This is a genomic window from Mariniflexile sp., from assembly GCF_052728615.1.
Genome location: NZ_JBFVFE010000044.1, coordinates 14,616 through 34,205, shown reverse-complemented (window position 1 = coordinate 34,205; position 19,590 = coordinate 14,616). Strand labels below are relative to the sequence as shown.

Sequence of the window (19,590 nt, the reverse complement as noted above, 5' to 3'; positions counted from 1 at the left end):
TATTCCTTTCTAACTTATTAACAATATATCTAAAATACTACTTGAATTTAAATTATTTTTGCGTAAGATGAGTTATTAAAAACAAATTCACATAATTTCAAGTATTTTTGATGTTATTCATAATTAAACAACAAATGTGATGCAGCCAATTAATACAGCCTTATGTTCTTATGGAATGAGCGGACATGTTTTTCATGCACCCTTTATATCGGTAAACCCAAATTTTAATTTGTATGGCGTTTTGGAAAGAACAAAAAATGAAGCACAAAAAAGATATCCAAACATTAAAATATTTAGAAGTTTGGAAAGTATGCTGGCTGATGACAGCATTGAATTAGTTATTGTTAACACACCAAATGTTACACATTATGACTTTGCAAAAAAAGCTATTAATGCTGGTAAAAATGTGATAGTCGAAAAACCGTTTACCGCATCTGTTGCTGAAGCTGAAGAATTGATCCAATTGGCAAAAGCTAAAAATGTTATTATTTCCGTTTACCATAACCGTCGTTTTGATAGTGATTTTAAAACAGTGCAAAAAGTTTTGAAGGATGGTTTGTTGGGTACTATTGTAGAAGCCGAAATCCATTACGACCGATACGACCCCGTGTTAAGCTATAAAGTACATAAAGAAACATCTACTCCAGGTGTAGGCAGTATTTACGATTTAGGTTCCCATCTTATTGACCAAGCCTTGGTTCTGTTCGGAATGCCCTTGGCTGTTTCAGCAGATTTGGATGCATTCCGTCCTAATTCACAAGTGGGCGATTATTTCAATTTACATTTATTTTATCCTTCGCATCGCGTCATCCTAAAGTCGAGTTATTATGTTCGTGAAGCTTTACCCGGAAATATTTTTCATGGCACTAAAGGCTCCTTTATAAAAACGAAAGCCGATGTACAGGAACAAGAACTTCAATCTGGAAAACTGCCGAATTCAAAAGATTGGGGAACTGAATCAACTAAAGACCAAGGATTGCTGCACACCGAAATTGATGGTAAAATCATTAAAGAATATATTCCTACCCTAAAAGGTGATTATATGGAATTTTATAATGGCATGTATGATGCTTTAAGGCACAACAAACAAGTGCCTGTTTCGGCTGAAGAAGGCATGAATGTTATTAAAATAATTGAGGCTGCCTTAAAAAGCGATAAAGAGAGAAAAGTGATTGAATTAAGTTGATAGAAGTTTATTCAAAAACTACAAGTCTGAATCAAACTTATACGCAAAAGCGATTCCAAGCCTAAAACCTAACACAAACCTTGCCTTTTAGGAAGAGCCGTGTGCCTAGTGTAAAGTGTATTTCCCTGTAAACTTGTAAACCTATTTCAGGATTAATGTAAAATATGTAAACTTTTTTTAGGACGAGACAACTGTTACGGCACTCGTTGCAAACGAGTGCTAGCGGGGGGAATTTTTTAATTTTCTTATTCCCTTTTTTTTTTTCAATAAGCCAAACTAAAAAATGGGCGGACTTGCAAATATGCCTTAACTTCGATTAAGCAAGTAATTAGCTATGAGCTATATACGTTGCTGTGATGAAAAACAGCATTCCTAAAATATAGTTTTTGATTGGCATTGGTTGTTTTATTTAAATTAAAAATCTCCTTGTAAACTTCTCATTTTTACTTACGAAAAAATTTACAAGGAGGTTTTAAATAAAACAAAAAAAATTGTAGATGACCCCTCCGCCTAAAGGCACCTCCCCTTAAAAAAAGGGGAGGAATTATTTAGGGGTTCATTTTTAATAATTTGGATTTCTTATTTGAAATTTTGTAATGTATTTAGTAGAAAAATTATTAATGCACTGGACTTTGTGTACAAGGGCAATTACTGATACCTCTTAAGAAGTCGAAACCAATAGTAACCACGTGCGTTCCTGAATTGTAACCAGACAGATCGTTCATGGTGATTTGGTAGGCATATCCAAAATAGAAATTTGACTTTTTAAATCCTGCCATAGGCCCTAGATTTAAGGGTTTAAAAAATTGGTCGTTAAGAAAACGGTACGATATTCCTGCCCAAATATAATCTTCATTTCTGTTGAATTTTCGATATTTAAAATTCACGTCGGTACTGGAACGTTTATCACTCGAAAACATTTGATAGTACACCGAGGGTTCCAATTCCACATCTTTTCTATTGGGACTTCTAAAAATATATCCCGAATAAATCTGATAATTTAAAAGCAATTGGGGCTCATTTTGAACCAGTAGTTCATTCAACTGTTTCTCTAAAATATTATTGGCATTAAAACTAAAGTAGAATCCTTTATTCCTATATAATATACCTGCATCAAAGTTGTTATTGGAGTTGCGTCTATCGTCGGTTACCCCTGGATCTGAAAATGGTGGTTGACCAGTACCGTTATTAAACTTACTGATATCAAATTTGATATTGTTAAAGTTATATGAGATACCAAACGATAAATATTGTTTGGAATAATAATCTAAAATAATGTGGTGGGCAAACGAGAATTTAGCACCCATTTGCATAGTATTTCCATTTCGGTCGTTATAAAACGATACCCCAACACCCGATCGGTCTGCAATCCTAAAATCGGCATACAACGATTGGTTATCAGGCGCATCCTTAATGCCTACCCACTGCGTTAACCCGTTGGCTCTTATTTTTAAATTATCTCCAATACCGGCATAAGTTGGCGACACAACAAAATCGTTATCTGCTAATTGCTGTGTAAAAACAGGCAGGTTTAACTCTTGGCAATAACTATAAGTTGTTGTTATAAGCAGCAGGTATATGAGTATTTTTTGCATCTGAATATTTTTAATGTTAACCATCATAATCACTTCGTTTTATTTATCTGTAAAGTGTAAAATGACCTACAAAACTTCTATTGTCTTTTTTATCATTCAGGTGCACCGTATACCAGTAATCCCCTGAAGGAAGTTCCCTGCCACGGTAGGTACCGTCCCAAGTTTCGCCTAAGCGATACGTTGCTATTTTACGACCATATCTATCAAAAATATCGAACGTAAGATCTTTGTACTGGTCAGAACATCCTGGTCCCCATGTATCATTTTGTAAATCTCCATTTGGAGTGAAATAATTTGGAATACATACATCCACATATTCAAAATACTTGGTTGCTGTTGCCGTACACCCGTTACTATCTGTTACGGTTACGGTATAATCGCCCGATCTATAAATAATGTATGAATTATTGCTACCAGTATCCTCACCATTAAATGTATATTGGTAACCTCCAGAACCACCAGTGGTGACTGCTACAATTTCATTTATACCAGTACCGCTATCAAGCATAACCGCTAATGGGGTGTATGCAGCGATGTCAAAAGTATTGGTACGTTTAATACATCCATTGGTGTGCCTTACATCAATATAATGACCTAAACCTGGAGCTACATTGGTAAATATATTGCTCGCTTGGTAAGGTGCTCCATCCAATGAATAATCTAAATCAGACAGATTCGTTATACTCGCATCCACAGTTACTGTAACCATATTGGTAGAATTATTATCTATACAACCATAAGTAACAACGACTATAGGATTTATTTTCACCGATTTAGGGAATGTGATGTTCCATTCGGATTCACAACCCACTGCATCACGAACAAACACTGTATGGTCACCGCCACTTAAGCCAGTAAAATCAAACTGGGTTTGTGTTGGCGCACCTGTTGTATAGGTTCCATTTATATTGTCTAAAGCGACGCTGTATGGAAGTGTTCCGCCTGAAATATCCACACTAAACTCGCCGTCCAAATCGCCTTCACAAACTTCTGGCAAGAAAGAGCCTGGAACGATGGTTAAAAATACGGGTGCTGGTTCGGTGATATTGAAATCTATAATCACAAAACAACCCTTTTCATCCTGAGCTATGGCTTGATAATTTCCAGGAGCCAGATTTTCAAATAAGGATTTCTCAAAAAACTGATCCAGTCGTGGAGAAATGGCATACTTAATAATACCCGTTCCACCAGTCGCATTGATTTGTAATGAGCCGTTATTACTACCCGCACAAACCACATTAACAGCATTATAACCAACGGTTAAAGGATTTATTGGCTCAGCAATTATAATGACTGATGTTGTAGTTACACAATCACCACTGGTTACCATTACTTGATAACTTCCTGCTGGAAGGTTTGTAAAAACCCCTGGGCTATTTTGAGTTGCTGGTATAGGGTTTCCTAACGTATTTTGCAGCACGTAAACATAGTTACCTAAACCACCTTGGGCTTTTGCAATAATAACCCCATTAGTATCTCCCGTACAGTTAATTTTAGCGTTGGAAAGATCCAAAACAATGGTTAATGGAGGTAATGGGTCAACCTTAATTTGATTGGATACATTTGCAACACATCCATTGGCATCCCTTACATAATACTGGTAAGTTCCAGAAACACCAGGTGCTAGAGTGATTGTTACAGATGAAGCAAACGTTCCTAAACTAGGAGAAAAAGTTGCATTAGCACTATACTCATATATTCTTGTACCACCTGTGGCGCTCAAATTAAGCTCTGTGCCTGTTAAACAAGTTTGAGAAGTCACTTTTGCCAAAGTAGATTGCACTTTAGCCGGTTCGGTTATGGTAATATTTGGTGAAATGAATGAACAATTATAGCCATCGGTAATGGTCACATTATAAGTTCCAACACCTAATCCGGTAAACACCCCAGAACTTTGAGGTCCTGATGACGTTGCCGTTGGCGCAACCATGTTAAGTGTATATGAATAATTCATTCCTTGACCACCGGAAACCGCAGTTGCTGTAATAGTTGCATTCGTATCTCCAAAACAAGTCAACAATGTGGCATTTGCAGTAACGGTAGCAGTTATAGGTACAGGAATATTCAAGGTTACACTGCTTGTAGCAATACATCCTCCCGCATCCCGAACATTTACAGTATAGTTGCCTGCTGCTAAATTCGTAAAAGTTCCATTAGATGAGTAAGCTACTGTAGCTGCTCCTGTTAACTCATATTGGTAAGTTCCCCAACCGCCCGTTGCTGTGGCTGTAATGGTTCCTTTATTGTTATCACAGGTTACATTTGAAGTTTCCGAAGCCATAAGCGTTAAAGCAGATGCTGGTGATGCTATAGTAACCACATTGGATGTAGTGGTACAAAACGGACTCGCAGTTTCTGTAACAACCACGGTGTAACTACCTGCCATCATACCTGTAATGGCTTGTGGGTTTGTTGCTGTATTTGCAGAAACAACGCCACGTATCGATACTCCTAAATTATTGAACACTTCATAAGTATAGGCACCAGTATATCCAGTAACGTTAATCTCCATAGCACCGTTGGTATCGCCAAAACAAGTTACGGCTGTAGTAGGCGTAAGCACCACATCAATAGTATCAAAAGGTGCTACGGTAAATACTGCTGTAGATATATAACAACCTGTATCCACGTCATTTACTTGGAAATAATAATCGCCAGGTACCGTAATACTGAAGGTATTTGAAGCTTGTGGCACACCACTTGGCAGCATTTGGTAGGTAAAATTGCCCGAACCTCCTGTTACCGAAATAGCTACTGAACCCGTACCATTACAATCTATTGGTGTTACCTCTGCAACTGTTGCTGCCGTTAATGTTGGTAACGGATTTATCACTACTGTATTAGTTGCTATACATCCATTGGCATCCTTAACATAAATATCTATGGTTTGCACACTACCCGAATCAATAATATCAAAGGTGTTACCAGTGAAATAATTGGTTCCATTGATACTATAAGTATATGGTAATGTACCCCCAACTTCATTAATAGTAAGTGTTGATGTGTTAACCGAATTATCGGGAGCACATCCAAAATCAGTTGCTATTCCTGAAACCGTTAAAACATTTGGTTCTCCAACAGACTCTTGCAGTGTTAATGTACAATTTCTACCAGAAGTCACTGTAACGTCATAGATTCCCGCAGGTAAACCTGTAAAAATATTGGAATTTTGTGGTCCCACTGATATAGGCCCTGATATCTGATATGTATAAAGCGGATTATCATTGCCTGCTCCTAAATTCACAGTTATAGTACCGTCATTCCCACCATTACAACTCACATCTGTTGGTGTGGTTGTAAAAGTTACTGGGGTAGCAGCACCTAAGGTTATGCTAATATCTTTTGTACATAAAGTTACAGTGTCTGTTATAGTTATTGTGTAAGTTCCTGATGGTATGCCTGAAATGGTGTTTCCAGATACAGTAGCTGCACCTGTATTAATAGAAAACGAGTAGCTACCAGAACCTCCTGAACCAGTAACGCTCACTACGCCATCATCATCAGTACAACTTGGTAACGTGGTTATCGAAGCTGTTACATCTAAAACAGGATAAATTGTTATGGACGTTGCACTAACCGCAGTACAGCCATTTCCATCCCTAACAGTCACAAAATAAGTTCCCGGTGTAGAAACCGTAAACGTTGGGCTAGACTGAAAACCATTTCCAATAGAATATTCAAACGGTGCAATACCTGTGGTACCCGTTACTGTAAACGTGTATGGATCGCCTGTTAAATTACATTGGTTTATAGCAAATGTAGGAACGGTTACTGTTGGTAAAGTATCTGTGGCAATAACAACATCAATTTGGTTTGTACAGCCATTACTATCCATTACCCAAACATCCCAATCTGTGCTTGTTGCTGGATATAAAACCGCATTGGCACTACTGGTATAATCTGAAGCCACTGGAGCTACGCCATCAATAACGAAAGCATAGGTGTAAGGTGAAGTTCCTCCGTTTGCTTCAACCGTAACTTGCGCACCAAAATTACAGTTTGCATTAATATTTACTGTTTCTACAAGTGTTAATACGGTTGGTTCACTAACTGTTATTGTTACGGTATCTGTACATCCAGTTACCTCATCTGTTACAATAATGATTTGATCCCCTATTGGTAATCCTGTCAAATTAATGGTCGTAGCTGTTTGTGCTGTAATGGCTCCTCCTCCATTAATAGTATAACTATATGTTGAAGCAAAATTTGAAACCGTAAAACTTACCGCCCCATTTGAACCGCCATTACAAGACACATCATTGATTAATGCACCTGAAACTGTAATATTCGTAACAGGGATAACAGTATACGATTCTGTATAATAACAACCATTAGCATCGGTTACCGTAAACACATAAGTATCTGGTGCTAAGCCCGTAAACACATTTGATGCTTGCGGCCCCACTACAATAGGTGAAATAATCTCATAAGATAACGGACCCACACCATTCGTGGCTGTTAAGGTTACGTCACTCGTTAAGACTAAACACGTTACAGCTGTTGCTGAAAAATCTAAATCCGTTGGCGCATCCAATGCCGGCACCAATACATTTATTGGCGCTGGAATGATACATCCGTTGGCATCTTTCACGTAAGCGGTCACTGTTCCTGCCGTAAACGTGGAATAGGTATCTGTTGACGTGTAATTTGCACCGCCATCAAAACTATAGGTATATGGCGCTGTTCCACCGCTGCCCGTAACCGTTACTATGGCCGCCTGCGTCGCATTACCTGCTCCACAGGTCAGGCCTTGTGTCAACACTATCGTTCCCCCAACCAATGCTGGCTCTGTGATAGGCACCAAGGTGGCCGGCGAAACACAGTTTTTACTGTCCCGCACAACTACGTTGTACACGCCTGCGGCATTTAAACCGTTAAACACGTTGGATACTTGGAAGGTAACACCGTTATCGATACTGTATTGGTACGGGGCTATCCCATTGGACGCCGTTACAACAATGCTACCATCTGAACCTCCGTTACAGCTTACATTGATATGTGTCTCGGTAAGAGCTGGAGTGGTCAAAGGGTCTATTGTGATAATATTTGTTACTACTTGACAACCATTTGCATCCGTTATTTGAAATTGATATGTTCCTGGACTTGCAGTTGAGTATGTATAAGGTGTTACCACTGCGCCTAATGCAGCATATGGTGCACCGTTTATGGATACTTCATAAGTAAATGGCGCTAAGCCTCCTGTAATAGTTCCCGTAATTACTGCATCTGGTGATACTGTACAATCTAATTCCTTTGTTAAAGTTACAACTGAATTTAATGGTGCATATACCTCAGTAGTGGTAACACTAGTTGCCGTACAACCGTTATTATCTTTAATAGTAACTGTGTATGTACCCGGGGTATTTACAGTAAATGTTGGACTTGCTTGATATGATGCACCTCCATTGATACTATAGGTGAATGGTGCAACACCGGTCATTCCAAATGCTGTAAATGTAAATCCTGAAGAAACCGTACATTGATTTGAAGCCAAAGGTGGTGTGGATACCGTTGGCAATGGATCAAGTATTACTGTAACTGGATTTATGGCAATACAACCATTGGCATCTTTTACATATACATCCCAAACTAAGTCTGTTCCTGAATTGGTATCTACTGTAATTACATTGCTACTGCCATAAGCTGTTGCTAAAGGCGCTCCTGATCCAGAAACTACCGCTGCATAGGTATAATTAGCTGTTCCTCCAGATGGAGTTACTGTAATTTGTGATTCATCATTAGTACAGAATACATTTGTTGCTGTTGCAGTAAATGTTAATGCACTTACAGGTTCTGTGATAATGATTGTTTCCGTAGCTATACATCCAGTAATATCATCAGTAACATTAATGGTGTAAGTATCGGCAATCAAACCGGTTAAATCAATAGTATTACCTGATTGAACCAAAGTTCCTGCACCACTGGTTAATGTAGTTGTATAAGTTCCTGCATATCCGGTAACGGTAAATTGAATGGCTCCTGTATTGTCTCCTAAACATAAAACATCACTCAATTTTAATCCCGCAACTATAATATTCGTAACAGGGATAACGGTATAAGATTCTTGATAGGTACATCCATTGGCATCAGTCACTTCAAATAAATACGTGTCTGGTGCTAAGCCCGTAAACAATCCACTGGATGCTCCCGATACGTTTCCTGTGGAAGCTGCCGGTGACAATATCGCATAGCTCAATGGCAGAACACCATTGGTTGCCGTTAACTGTACATCGCTCGTTACTGCCAAACAGGTAACTGGTGTAGCATAAAAATCTAAATCCGTTGGCGCGTCCAATGCCGGCACCAATACATTTATTGGCGCTGGAATGATACACCCATTGGCATCTTTCACATAAGCAGTCACTGTTACTGACGTAAACGTGGAATAGGTGTCTGTTGAGGTGTAATTTGCACCGCCATCAAAACTATAGGTATATGGTGCTGTTCCACCGCTGCCCGTAACCGTTACTATGGCCGCTTGCGTCGCATTCCCTGCTCCACAGGTCAGGCCTTGTGTCAACACTATCGTTCCCCCAACCAATGCTGGTTCTGTGATAGGCACCAAGGTAGCCGGTGAAACACAGTTTTTACTGTCCCGCACAACTACGTTGTACACGCCTGCCGCATTTAAACCGTTAAACACGTTGGATGCTTGGAAGGTAACACCGTTATCGATACTGTATTGGTACGGGGCTATCCCATTGGACGCCGTTACGACAATGCTACCATCGGAACCTCCGTTACAGCTTACATTGATATGTGTCTCGGTAAGAGCTGGAGTGCTCAAAGGGTCTATTGTGATAATATTTGATTCTGCTGGACAACCTTGATCATCCGTAACTCTAAATTGGTATGTACCACTTACAGTTGCTGTATATGGTGAACCTGCTATTAAAACATAACCTCCAGCATTAAAATCAACTTCATAAGTAGTGTATGTTCCTGTTCCACCACTTGGAGTTAAGGTTATTACCGCATCTGGTGAAACGGTACAATCTAATTCTTTTGTTAAATCAGCATCCAATAATAACGGAGGTTCCACAACATACGTAGTTGTTGCAATACAGCCATTACCATCTTTAATAAATAAGTCATAAGTTCCTGCTGCGCTGATACTGAATGTTGGACTTGCTTGATAAGCACCTGCAACACCGCCAGTACCAATACTGTAAGTTACTGGACCAACAGAAGTAGTACCCGTTAAGGTTATTGAAATTGGGGTACCTGTAAAACATTGTGGAGTTACTGCATCAATTGTAGGATCTGCATCTCTTGCTAAAGTAATAGGAGCTGATTTTATACACCCATAAGCATCTTTAACATAAACAATATAATTGTTTGCAGAAGCTGTAAAAGTATTTGCACTAATCCAACCTGCACTAGCAGCAGTTGGAGCTAAATCTGTAGATAGTAGCAACTGATATGTATATGGAGCCGTTCCATCTTTTCCAATGGCTGTGATAACACCTAATTCAGTACAATTCTCATTTTTAGAAACTGAAACCGTAACACTTAGATCGATTGTTGATTCCCTAATTTCAAAAATTGCTGAAGCAGATTTACACCCATTAAATGAACCTGTTCCGTTTTCAGTAAACACAATATAATATTGTCCAGGCGACAAAGATGCTGGAGTTGGTGCTGTCACTGTTTCAGGAGTTCCAAAAGTAACAGGTATATTAATTACTGGTCCAATGGAAACATTCGAAAATGCTCTAAAAATTTCATAATCAACTGAAGTTGTGGTACTATCAAAATTGTCAATAGTAAATGTAACACTACCATCATCTTCTCCTTTACAAGTAATGTTATTTGGTATAACCGACGATGTTAAAGTAGAAGCTGGAGCTATAGGCGAGTCCGCAGATTTTACAAAATAACAATCGGTTGTAATGTCATGTACCACAAATGTATAAACCACACCTGGTGTTAAGTTTATAAAGGTTCTAGTATTGCCTCCGGGAGAATCTGGTGTCAACCAAGTTGTTGTATAAGGAGCAGAATTAAATTCTAATATACCAAACTCATAATTACCGCTACCAACTGCTGATATAGCTTCAACTATGGCAGTACCTCCATTAGTACAATCTGAGGTTAAGGTTGTAACATCAATATCCAAATCAGATGGTGGGGAAGCCATGGTTATTTGTTTTGTCAAACTACATCCGTTTGAATCAATGACATTAATGGTATAAATCCCAAAATTTATGATGCTAAAGATATAATCCTCATTTGATACTGCCGAATATGGATTACCAGGAATTACATCACCGAAATTATTTGTAATATAATATGAAAATGGTGCTGTACCCCCTGTTACATTTTCAACAGTAATTGACCCTAAACTTGAGCCCCCTGGATTATTACACGTGATGTCTATTTTTGTTAAATCAAAATCTATGGCATTAGGTTCGCTAATTATAATAGTATCCGTATCTGTACATCCTTTTGCATCTGTAACCGTAATGGTATAGTTTCCAGCAGCTAAACCAGATGTTCTTGTACCATAATTAGTTCCAGTAGTAGTAGTATTAACATTTATAACAAATGGTGCAGTACCAAGTGTATTGTCAACATTAACTTGAATAGCAGCCGTTTCATCGCCATTACATGAAATAAATCGCGTTTGAACTACACTAGTAATAACTGGGTTGACTGTAGCCGTTACTGTTACTACATTCGTTTCTTTAGCACACCCATTAGCATCGGTAATTTCAAACTGATATGTATTTGCGGTAGATGTGCTATAAGTAAAGGAAGTTCCTGCAAATGGAATAGCAACTCCATAGGCTCCTGCACCAATTTTGACTTTATAGCTATAAGGTCCGTTCCCACCAGAAACAGATACATTAATGGTGGCATCGCTTGGTAGGGAGCAGGTAATATCTTTTGTTAAAACCGCATTTGTTGTAATAGGTGCGAACACTTGGGTTTGGGTAGCGCTAGTGGCCGTACATCCATTCCCATCTCTAATAATAATTGTATAACTTCCTGCGGCATTTACTGTAAATGTTGGACTAGTTTGATACGATACCCCGCCATTTATACTATATGAAAGTGGCGCAATACCAGTTCCTGAAACGGTAAATGTAAACCCTGAAGTAGCTGTACATTGGTTTGATACTGTTGGTGCTGTTACTGTGGGTAATGCATCCGCTACAATGGTCACCGGATTCATTACAATACAATTATTGGCATCTTTTACATATACATCCCAAACTAAATCTGCTGCGCTATTTGTGTCTACAGTTATTACATTGCTACTGCCATAAGCTCCCGCTAAAGGTGCTGCAGATCCTGCAACAACTGCTGCATAGGTATAACTTAACGTTCCGCCAGAAGCAGTCACTGTAATTTGTGATTCGTCATTTGTACAGAATACATTTGTTGATGTTGCTGTAAATGTTAATAAAGTTGGCTCACTTATCGTAATAGAATATGTTGCTGTACAACCTGTGATATCATCTGTAACTTGAATCATGTAGGTATTTGCAATTAAACCTGTTAAATCTATAGTGTTTCCAGATTGAACCAAGGTTCCTGCTCCACTGGTCAAGGTACTTGCGTAAGTTCCAGCATATCCAGAAACAGTAAATTTAATAGCTCCAGAATTACCTCCATTACATAATACATCACTCAATTTTAATCCTGTTACGGCTATTGGAGTTACTGGATTTATAATGTAAGATTTTGAATAATAACATCCATTAGCATCAGTTACCCTAAATACATAAGTACCTGGTGTTAATCCTGCAAATGAATTAGAAGTTTGTTTTGCTCTGATTATTGGTGAAGGCGCAATGGTCTCATATTGCAATACCCCAACCCCATTGGTAGCTGTTAGGTTTACTGTAGTGGTGGTTGCCAAACAGGTAACAGGCGATGAAGTAAATGTTAAGTCCGTTGGAGGATTCAATGCCGTTAATGTAATATTTTGAGCTGCTGTTAAACAGCCGTTGGCATCTCTAACAACATAAGAAAATGTTTGATTTGATCCATTATCATTTACCGTTAGTGTATTGCTAGAACTAAAACTTGTTCCACCGTTAAAACTATATTGGTATGGTGCTGTTCCTGTTGTTGGTACTGCAATAGTTATTACCGCTGATTGATTTGTATTGGTAGCACTACAACTAAATGCCGTGGCACTTGCTGTTGCTGCTAATGGTGTTGGTTGCGTTATAGTTACTAAAGTGGCTGCAGAAATACAGTTTTTACTGTCTCTAACAACTACATTGTATGTTCCTGCAGATAAGCCATTAAATACATTCGATGCTTGAAACGTTGCTCCATTATCAATACTATATTGGTAAGGCGCTATACCATTGCCTGCTGTAACTACAATGCTGCCATCGCTACTTCCATTACAACTCACATTGGTTTGTGTAAACGTAAGTGTAGGTGTTGTTTTTGGTGTAACTATAATGATATTGGACAATGCCTGACATCCTTGTGAATCTGTAACTCTAAACTGATAATTTCCATCTAATGTCGCTGTGTATGGAGAACCTGCTATTACAGAATAACCACCTGCATTATAACTAACCTCATAGGTGCTGTATGTCCCTGTTCCGCCACTTGCTGTTAATGCAATACTTGCATCAACGGTACAAGTTAAATCTTGCGTCATATTAGCATCCAACAACAATTCTGGTTTTAATTCAAAAGTTCTGGTAGCAATACACCCATTGCCATCTTTAATACTCACGTTGTATATTCCAGGAGCATTAATGCTAAATGTAGGGCTTGCTTGATACGAACCTCCAATACTATATGTTGGCGTACCTACCGCTGTACCAGATAAAGTGATAGAAATTGGCGTACCTATGTAACATTGTAATGCAACAGGGTCAATTGTTGGCACTGCATCTGTTGCCACAACAATATCCAATTTAAATGTACACCCTTGATTATCCATAACCCAAACATCCCAATTTGTGCTTGTTGTTGGGTCTAATGCTGCAGTATTACTAGATGTGTAAAGTCCTGTTGGAGAAGCTCCATCTTGAACAAAAGCATAGGTATAGTTTGGCGTTCCACCCGATGCCGCTACAGTTACTTGAGCACTATTGAAACAATTAGCATTAATATTACTGGTTTCTACAAGGGTTAATGCATTAGTAGGCTGACTAACAATAATGGTAGCATTTGCAACACAGCCAGTAGCGGTATCCGTAACCTGTACAGTGTAACTACCTGCTACTACATTTGATAAGGTTAAAACATTTCCTGACTTTGTAAGTGTGCCTGTTCCTAATGTGCCTGCTGTTAATGCAAACGTATAATTACCAACTGTTGCATTTCCTGAAACAGTATAAGTTCCTGATCCATTATTACCTCCAAAACATAGAACATCGCTTATTAATGTACCTGCTACAGCAATTGGAATAACTGGATTTATTGTGAAAGATTCTGTGTAATAACATCCATTAGCATCCGTTACCCTGAATACGTAAGTACCTGGTGTTAATCCAGAAAATGAATTCGATGTTTGTTTTGCTACTACTATGGGTGATGGTGAAATAGTTTCATATTGTAATGTCCCAACACCATTGGTAGCTGTTAACGTAACCGTAGCTGTGGTTGCTGTACAAGTGACACTGGTAGTAACAAAATCTAAATCGGTTGGTGGGTTTAATCGTAATATAGTTACAGAACCCCCATTAGTACAACCATTGGCATCCCTTACGGAATATGCAATAACTTGGTCTGTACCATTATCATTTACTGTTAATGTATTGCTTGAACTATAACCAGACCCATTAAAACTGTACACATAAGGAGCAGTTCCAGTTGTAGGGACATTAATGGTTACTGTTGCTGATTGTTTTGTGTTGGTAGGACTACAACTAAAAGCCGTTGCACTTGCCGTAACAACTAAAGCCGTTGGCTCAGTTAATGTTACGCTACCAGTAAATGTACATGCTTTAGCGTCTCGTACTATATAAGCATATGTACCGGCTACTAAACCAGTGTACGATGATGTTGAAGTAAACGCACTTCCATTAAAACTAAATGTGTAAGGTCCTACGCCATTGGCTGGAACTATTTGTACCGAACCATTAGCAGCTCCATTACAACTTGGATTTACTCTGGTTGTAGTTGCTGTTGGATTTGTTATAGGGCTGATGGTAATTACATTTGACAAGGCTTGACATCCATTTGCATCTGTCACTCTAAATTGGTAAGTACCACTCGCTGCCGTTGAATATGTAAATGGTGTTCCTGTAGACCCCAAAGAACTATAAGCAGCTCCATTAATAGATACAGCATAAGTATAAGGTGTATATCCACTAGAAATAGTTCCTGTAATTACGGCATCTGGAGAAGCTGTACAATCCAATTCCTTAGTTAATACCGTGCTTAGCGTTACTTGTGGTGCAATGATTTCAGCAGGTAAATTAAATGTACATCCATAAGCGTCCCTTACAATTATATTGTAAGTTCCCGGTGTTAAATTTGAAAAGATATTGCTAGGTTGGAATGCACTTCCATTAATACTATAATTGTATGGAGATTGTCCACCTGTTGCATTCACTTCAAGCGATGCTCCATTGATAGCATCGTAACAATAATCCGCATTAACGATAGTTGCCGTTGGATTGGTTGGTGTGTTTATTGTAAACGTTGTGGTTACTTGACATCCTTTGGCATCTCTAACCCTTGCAGTATAAGTTCCTGCTTGTGTTAGGTTTGAAAAAATGTTACTTCCTTGTGGTCCTAAAACGGTAGTATCGGGTTGTACAAGTTCGTAAACATTGCCTCCCCAACCACCTGTGGTGTTAACAACTACGCTGCCATTCACACTACAAGTTAATGGTGAAACAGTGGTAGAAATTGTCAATGCCGCTGGAGGTGCTGCTACTGTAGCAGACGTTGTTGCGGTACAGTTAGTGGTATTATCTCTAATAACAATGGTGTAAGTACCACCTGCTAAACCTGTTAAATTAATAGGCGATGTTCCTGCCGTAGAAGCACCTCCATTTATAGTGTAGGTAAAGTTTGTTGTACCTGACACAGTATATCGAACCGCTCCATCTGAAGCTCCAAAACAAGTAACATCACTTATAGTTTGTCCCACAACGCTCAATACCGGCAATGGCATAATCTGGTAGGTTTCACTGTAGGTACAATTGTTTGCATCCCTAACTTGAAACGTATAAGTTCCAGGAACCAGTCCGGAAAAAACATTGGAACTTTGGTATGCGGTAGCCGAAGCTGCTGGTGCTGTAATTTGATATTGCAATGGTAATCTACCTCCTGTTGTACTTGAAATAGTAACGGTAGAGGTATTGGCTGGACAGCTTAATGCCGTATTGCTAAAAGTTAAATCTGTTGGTGGATTTAACGGCGCAATAGTAATTGGTGCAGTAGCTAATGTACAGCCGTTTGCATCTCTAATAGTTACCGTATAAGTTCCATTTGTTAATCCTGAAAATGTAAGTCCCGGTTGAAAGTTTAAACCGTCCACACTATATGTATAAGGTGCTGTTCCTCCTGAAACCCCCGATGCTGTAATAACCCCATTGCTAGTACAGGTATAAGGTGTTGTTAATGTTGCTGTTCCTGCAATGGTTGAAGGCACTAAAATAGTAATAGGTTGAGACGCCGTTGTACAAACATCTGTTGCAAAAGTGTATCGCACTACCACATCATAATTTCCAGCGGCAAGTCCTGTAAATAGTGGGGAACTGGTAAAGGTAACCCCATTATCTATACTGTACTCCAAGCTATTGCCATTTGCATTGGTTACGTTGACCTGGATGGTGCCGTTGGTATCACTAGCACATACTACATCTGTTTTATCAAGGTTGAAATCTGGTGGGGGGATGGCATTTACCGTTATAGAAAGATCTACTGAACAGTTATTGACATCTACCACCTTAATATTGTACACCCCTGAAGCTGTTACGGGAATATCTGGTGTGGTTTGAAAATCAGTAGGACTGTTTACAAAATAAAAATAGGGTGGCGTACCTCCTACTGGATATACTGTAATCTCACCATCGGTACACGTTAAAGGTTGTGTAAGGGCAGCGGTTGCCGTTAACAATGGTGGATCTATAATTTGAATGTCGCCAGAATAGGCACAACCATCTTCCGTTGAAACATTTACGGTGTACGTTCCTGGATTTAAGTTAGGAAATGTATAATCACTATCAACTATTGGGCCTACACTATTGATCAATGTGGCGCCTTGATAAATGGAATAGAAATATTGGGGGCGCACATCGTTTGCCGCTAATTTTACACTTCCCTTTCCACCGTTACAAAAAGGTTGCGTAACCACTGTTGAAACGGTAAAATTACGTTTTCGTACTTGAACATCCGGCACTGAAAATATACAAGGATTGGGTGATACACCTATTTGTTTTACATACACCGTATAAAGATTTGGTAAAGTAACTGAAAACACATTACTTGGTTGATAGTTTACACCATCAATACTGTACTCATAGCCACTTGGCACGCCTCCCACTACTATTTCACCAGGCGTGTCACAAATAATATCTCTTGATGTAGCTGTTGGAGTCAATAAGTTTGTGAAAACATTAAAATAAAACTGGTTAAAACAACCCCCTGCATAATTTAAGGTCAACCTGTATTGGCCAGAAGTATCTGCCAAAAAGTTGGGGCCCGTTTGCACCTGGTTCCAAGTACAAGCGGTATTTTCATTAGCACAATCATTATTGGTTACCGCAGCACAACTGGCTTCATCCAATTTTTCCCAAATTATGGAAGATGCGTCCGTAATGTTTGTTTGAATTAATTTGGAATCATTGGCACCACATAAAAATATATTAGGCAATAATTTCCCATTATTGGGGCAGGTAACCACTTGGTCGGCAAAAGGAAGAACAGGGTTTGGAACATTGGCGCCAAAGGTTACCACATTAAACACTTGATCGATGGATTGACAAGGTGCCACTGCGGTATTATGCACGTAATAGGTGCCAGGAGTTGTAACCGTGATAGATTGTGATGTGCCTATAACGGGCGTTCCTGATGGGCTTGTTGACCAAGAATAAGCATCATAACCACCACCGGCTGTTAACACCGTACTGGCGCCACAAAATATGACTTCTTCAGTAAAAATACAATCATTTAAATCGGCCAAAAAGTTGGTCGCTCCCGGTGTTATCAAACATCCGGTGTTGCTACTATAACTTGGATCGTCTGAAATAGTAAAAATAGGATTAACGGTTCCTTTATATGTTGCATACGCTTGATTAGTAACGGCATTTGAACAGGCATCGCTCAGTAAACTACAGGTTGATACCACCGTTACCTTAAAACGAATTTCCAAAACAGGGTCGTTTTGTTCAACAACAGATTTATCCACTTTAAAAATAAGTTCCCGAGTTGCCGCATTATAACTTTGCACGGTAACACCTACAGGCAAAGGACTCATATCGGCAGGGTAATTAAATACTATATTTGTTGGAAGTACATCCCTAATTGTAAAATCGGTAGCATCATCATTTCCTGTGTTTTTAAAACCAATGGTGTAATATAATTGGTCGCCCAAATCTACCACTTGCCCTCCAATATCATTCCCTAATTCATCTTCAACAATTTTTGTGAGCACTATGTCCGGAGCAATGATTTCCACAGCGAACGTAGACACAAAGGCCCCGTACCCATCGCCACTGGTTGTTAATCTTAAATCCCCTGCGGTGGCACTATTGGGAAGCACAGAATTAAGCGGGTTCGGAATCAGCACATTTTTAATGTCCAATCCCAGGGTGTTTAAACTTGCTGGATTTCTATTGGTAATATATGCCCCATTATTGGTTATTCGAGAATTAAAAAAATTATTTGCCGGACTTAAGGCATCACTTATTGTGGTAAAAGTAGGATTTGTACTGGCTTTAAACCTAAATGAATCTCCCGAAATACCAATATCTCCTTCCAATGCACCCACTCCTATTTTGGCGATAACAGGCAAAGGCGCTGGTAAAGTTTGAAAACCAGAAACGGGGATATTAAGAGTGGCGTTATTTTGAACCCCAGCATACCCATCAAAAATGGATATATATTTACTGGTCGATAACGGATTTTCATAAAGCACTACCAGTGTCCAACCCGCAGAGCAACCACCAACTCTCCAACCTCTTGTAGCCCTGATATTGGCTGCTGTATAGGTACCGTTGGCATCGGCAAGTCCCGCCAATAGATTTGTGACGTTTTTATAACAAATTATGGGTGAATCTTTAAAGGATTGAGCTACTGTAGGCCCGTAATATTTCAAACCATCAAAAATAATGTCATCTTCATCACCTACTGGATCGGGATTGCTATCTGCAACAATATCAATCCACCCACCCGTGGGCAGTTTAAACTTCATCTGATTCCAATCTTCGAATCTAGTAGTGCCCTCAAATTGTGCATTTTTATTGGTACCCACTTCATTCGGATATACAGATGCCCAATACAACCCTGCATATAAAATCTTTTTACATGAACTGCTTATTGCTAAATCAGCACTACTGGAACTGAAAATGGTAGGATCGCCCCCACTGGCAACATTTACATAAACGCCAGCATAATTATTATTGTTCTGATTACCATTGTAAGGCAATGGCAAGCCCTCGGCAGTTATTATATTATTACCTATTAGTACGACATCGCCTTTAACCACCATATTACCACCGGCCAATCGAGGTGTAAAAGGAACAGCAAGTTGGGCAAATACAGTGGCACCATTACATAGCACTAAAAGTATTCCCAAAAGAAACAACTTAATAAAAGTAGGTTTTTTCATATTAGATTATGTTTATCAATTTTTCCAATGGGGGCACATTGGAA

3 protein-coding genes are annotated in these 19,590 nt (G+C 39.0%); 1 reads left to right on the top strand and 2 read right to left on the bottom strand.

The window, feature by feature from the left end; genetic code table 11:
* The first annotated feature begins 139 nt into the window (after window positions 1–139).
* Window positions 140–1,186: a Gfo/Idh/MocA family oxidoreductase gene (locus ACU1LP_RS14600; protein WP_445736634.1), complete on the top strand. Its 1,047-nt coding sequence runs from the start codon at window positions 140–142 to the stop codon at window positions 1,184–1,186.
* Between the two features lie 617 nt (window positions 1,187–1,803).
* On the opposite strand, the gene ACU1LP_RS14595 is transcribed toward ACU1LP_RS14600, so the two are convergent.
* Window positions 1,804–2,781, bottom strand: a complete 978-nt coding sequence (locus tag ACU1LP_RS14595) for a PorP/SprF family type IX secretion system membrane protein (RefSeq protein ID WP_445736633.1) — start codon at window positions 2,779–2,781, stop codon at window positions 1,804–1,806.
* A gap of 43 nt (window positions 2,782–2,824) precedes the next feature.
* Window positions 2,825–19,546: a T9SS type B sorting domain-containing protein gene (locus tag ACU1LP_RS14590; protein ID WP_445736632.1), complete on the bottom strand. Its 16,722-nt coding sequence runs from the start codon at window positions 19,544–19,546 to the stop codon at window positions 2,825–2,827.
* Between the last annotated feature and the right edge of the window lie 44 nt (window positions 19,547–19,590).

Coding starts and splice junctions, on each gene's coding strand:
- ACU1LP_RS14595 (WP_445736633.1), bottom strand. CDS start 2,781: ATGCAAAAAATACTCATATACCTGCTGCTTATAACAACAACTTATAGT.
- ACU1LP_RS14590 (WP_445736632.1), bottom strand. CDS start 19,546: ATGAAAAAACCTACTTTTATTAAGTTGTTTCTTTTGGGAATACTTTTA.
- ACU1LP_RS14600 (WP_445736634.1), top strand. CDS start 140: ATGCAGCCAATTAATACAGCCTTATGTTCTTATGGAATGAGCGGACAT.